Genomic DNA, 3,734 nt, shown 5'->3' with positions numbered 1-3,734 from the left:
GCTCGGGGGCGCGGCGATGGGTATACGCGACAGGGCTGCCGCCGCCCCAGAGCATGCCGGCGGCGGCGTTGGCGGTGACCAGGTCGCGGCCGCGGAAGCGCTGGCCGATCAGCACCAGCGCCAGGGTGTAGACGCCGCCAGCCACCGCGCCGAGCAGCATCAGCGCCGGCCACAGCAGCCCCGGCTGACTGATCAGCCAGGGCAGGGCGAGACCGATCAGCATCGCCGCGACACCGCAGGCGAAGTGCAGGGTGGGCCGGTCGAGGCGGTCGGAGAGCCAGCCCAGCGGCAGCTGGCAGAGCATGTCGCCGAGCAGGATCACCGTCGCCATGAACGCGGCAATCCCTACCGCGTAGCCGTGGCTGGAGGCGTAGACCGGGAAGAGCGACAGCACCACGCTGTCGAAGAAGGAGAAGAACAGTACGCCCATGCACAGCGCCGGCGCCACCCGCAGGAAGCCGGCCAGGGAGAAGCTGCGCGGCTCCTCGACGTGTTCGTGGAGGCCTTCCTCGGGCATGGCGATGGCTACGGTGGCCAGGGCAATCAGGTGCCCGACGCTGACCAGCAGCACCACCCACGGCGTCTGCGCGCCGAGCAGCGCGACCAGGGTCGGGCCGAGCAACTGGAAGGCGGTGAAGCTGGTGGCATAGAGGGCGACGATGGTGCCGCGATTGTTCTCGCCGCACAGCTCGTTCACCCAGGCCTCGCCGAGGATGATTGCGATGCCCATGCCGACGCCCAGCGCCAGCCGCGCGAGAGCCAGCAGCCAGAGCGAATGGCTGCTGAACTCGATGGCCGCGGTGCTCGCGGTGCACAGCACGAAGCACAGCAGGTACAGGCGGCGCCGGCTCATCAGCTGGCAGGCGCGGTCCACCAGGGTGGCGGCGAGGATCATGCCGGCCGCCGGCACCGCCGAGAGGATGCCGATCTGCAACGCACTGGCGCCGTTGTCCAGCAGGCGCAGCGCCACCAGCGGCAAGGTCGCGCCCAGGCTCAGGCCGACGATGGAGACGGCGAACAGCAGCACCGCGAGAAGCGGCTTGTTGAGGATGCTTGGGGGATTCATGGAAACCTTCTCTTGCCCGGGCGCTCCAGCGGCGGGCGTGCAAATGCATACGAGCCCGCCGGTGCTTGCCGGTGGGCGCAATCGGAATGCGGAAATGCCGGCGCGAGCGCGCGGCGTCCGGCTCAGCAGCCGGCGGGCGGGGAGAAGGTGAAGGCGAACAGCACGCTGCGGCGACGGCGCAGCACGGTATCGATCTTGCGTACGCGCGGGGGCTCTCGCAGCAGGGCGAGGGACGGATCGGCGAAGCGGTAGAACGGGGTCATGGTGCAGGTATTACGGGGAATGGCGGAAACGGCGCACTCTAGTGAGTGCGCGGCAAGGCGTCAATCTCGGCCAGCCGCGCGGTGGGGCTGCCTGTGCATCGAATCCCGTGGACTTCTACGTAGGATGGCGTGGAGCGCAGCGATACCCATCAATCGCCGGCAAGGCCGGCGTCAAGCGGGTTCGCGAGCAAGCTCGCTCCTACAGGGAGCCCTGCTCTTCGTAGGAGCGAGCTTGCTCGCGAACCGCCGCAAACGCGGAAACTACCGACCGAATGCCGGTGTCCCATCAGCCACCTCCTGCGGCCGGCTCAGCACATCCCGTCCCGGCAGGAACCGGCCGAAGCCGCGCTCCTTGCCCAACGCTTCCGGGAAACCCCCGTCGCGCCGATAAGCCACCCGCCCGTTGATCAGCGTGGCCTCCACCGCAGCGTCGTTGCGCTTCACCAGCCGGGTCAGGCCGATCACTTCCATCGGCGCTTCGCAGACGTCATCCAGCTCATCGGTCAGGCCGGCCGGGTTCACCACCACCAGGTCGGCACGGTCGCCGACGCGGATATAGCCGGCATCGATCCCGGCGAAGTCCGCCAGCTCGCCGGTCAGCCGATGCACCGCGCGGCCGGTGTCCATGAACGCCTGGCCCGCCAGCTCGGCATCCCGCACGTACTTGAGGAAGCGCAGCGGGAAGTTGTACTGCGCGTGCGACGCCAGGTGCGCGCCGGAGTCGGCGAAGCCCGGCTGGGTCCAGGGGCTGGTCAGCAGCTTGGCCATGATCTGCGGGCGGTGGTTGCCGTAGCAGGTGGTCCACTTGAGGTCGTTGCGGTACTGGCCGGCCAGTTCGAAGAAGGCGTCCACCGGGTCCAGCCCGCGCTCTCGGCCGATGTCCTCGAAGTTGCGCCCGACCAGCGCTGCGTCCGGGCATTCGCGCACCCAGCAGTCCGACAGGTTGCGGTGCCACAGGCCGAGGCTGAGGGTGGCCTTGATGTCCTTCTTGAAGCGCTCGCGGAAGGCCGGGTCCTGGATACGCGTGTAGAGCTCTTCCGGGTCCTTGATGTCGCGGAGCACCTCGCCGGCGCCGAACTCCTCGAAGCCGTTCATGTTCAGCCCCTCGATGCGCACCACGAAGGGCGCGGGCAGGGTCTGCCAGCGGTAGCTGCCGCGCAGCAGGCGGTTGGCGACCCAGCCGGAGGCGCGGGTGATGCGGTGCATGAACGGCTGGGATTTCAAGTCCAGCGCGGTGAGCATCGAGCACTTGAGCGGGCGGCGGAACCAGCCGTGGGCCTGGTAGAGGAAGGCGAACACGTTGATCTTGGTGACTGCGTTGGGCGCGCCCTGCATCAGCGCGTTGCGCCGGCGCAGCACGGCGAACAGCCGGGAGAATTCCTTCCAGCTGGCGAACGTCGAGGGCAACGGGCTGGACCAGGCGCGGTCGCCGTCCATCTTGTCCAGCCGTGTGGTCATCACCGAGAGGCCGAAGCAGCCGGCATCCAGCGCCTGCTCCAGCAGTTCTTCCATGCGCGAAAGCTCCGCTTCGGTGGGCTTGGCGCCGCTGATGGCGCGCTCCAGGCCCATCACCGTGACGCGCAATTCGGAGTGGCCGAGGAAGGAGCAGAGGTTCGGCCCCAGCGGCTGCTGATCGTAGAAGGCGCGGTAGCCCTTGGCGTCCTTCCAGGTGCGCTTGTCGCGCAGGATCGGCAATACCTGCTCGCGCGGCACGGCTTCGACGCGGGTGAACAGGTCCGAGCAATCCTCGGCCTCGCCCAGCACCATGCTGATGGAGCAGGAGCCGACCGACACGGTGGTTACGCCGTGTCGCACCGATTCCTTCAACGCTGGCGCGGCGATGGCCTCGGCGTCGTAGTGCGAGTGGATTTCCAGGAAGCCGGGGGTGACCCATTTGCCGGCGGCGTCGATGACCTGCGCGCAGCCGCTCTCGTCCAGCGGGCTGACGCTCAGGGTGTCGATGCGGCCGTCCTTGATGCCGACGTGGCGCAGGCTGCCGGAGGCGTCGCTGCCGTCGAAGTACAGGCCGTTCTTGATGATGATGTCGTAGCTCACAGGAGGCTCCAGGGCGACAGCAGCAGGACGCCGCTGGCCAGCAGCAGGCAGTGGATGGCAAGGCGGAAGTGGTGTTCCTCGAAACGATGGTGCAGGCGTTCGCCCAGCCACACGCCGACCAGCAGCAGGGGCGCGTAGGCGAGCACCTGGGGCAGTGCCGGGCGCAGGCGGCCGTCGAGGAGGAAGGCCAGGGTCAGCAGCCCGTTGAGGGTGAACCAGACGCAGACCAGGGTGGCGCGCAGACGCGTCTTGTCCAGCGGGCGGGTCGCCAGCGCGTAGACCAGCAGCGGCCCGCCGGAAGCGAACAGGCCATGGCAGACCCCGGCGGCGCCGGTGGCTGTCTAGTATAA

The 3,734-nt window shown here is 68.6% G+C and carries 3 protein-coding genes and 1 pseudogene; all 4 read right to left on the bottom strand.

Going from position 1 to position 3,734, the window contains the following annotated elements; all coding sequences use genetic code 11:
* The coding region (locus ACCC94_RS28565) for an MFS transporter (RefSeq protein ID WP_413352959.1) at window positions 1-1,066 on the bottom strand (1,066 nt) is incomplete at its 3' end.
* A 122-nt stretch (window positions 1,067-1,188) separates the two neighbouring features.
* Window positions 1,189-1,329, bottom strand: a complete 141-nt coding sequence (locus ACCC94_RS28560) for a hypothetical protein (RefSeq protein ID WP_167523196.1) — start codon at window positions 1,327-1,329, stop codon at window positions 1,189-1,191.
* 261 nt (window positions 1,330-1,590) lie between these two features.
* The gene (locus ACCC94_RS28555) at window positions 1,591-3,384 is read right to left on the bottom strand and encodes an N-acyl-D-amino-acid deacylase family protein (protein WP_413352958.1); all 1,794 of its coding nucleotides are present in this window, start codon (window positions 3,382-3,384) and stop codon (window positions 1,591-1,593) included.
* Window positions 3,381-3,722 (bottom strand): annotated as a pseudogene (locus tag ACCC94_RS28550) (TSUP family transporter); the annotation flags it as partial. The gene ACCC94_RS28555 and the pseudogene ACCC94_RS28550, both read right to left, overlap by 4 nt.
* Window positions 3,723-3,734 lie beyond the last annotated feature (12 nt).

The sequence above is a fragment of the Pseudomonas sp. Pseusp97 genome (genome assembly GCF_047304025.1).
Classification (GTDB): domain Bacteria; phylum Pseudomonadota; class Gammaproteobacteria; order Pseudomonadales; family Pseudomonadaceae; genus Pseudomonas.
This window is presented reverse-complemented; position numbering and strand designations above follow the sequence as displayed.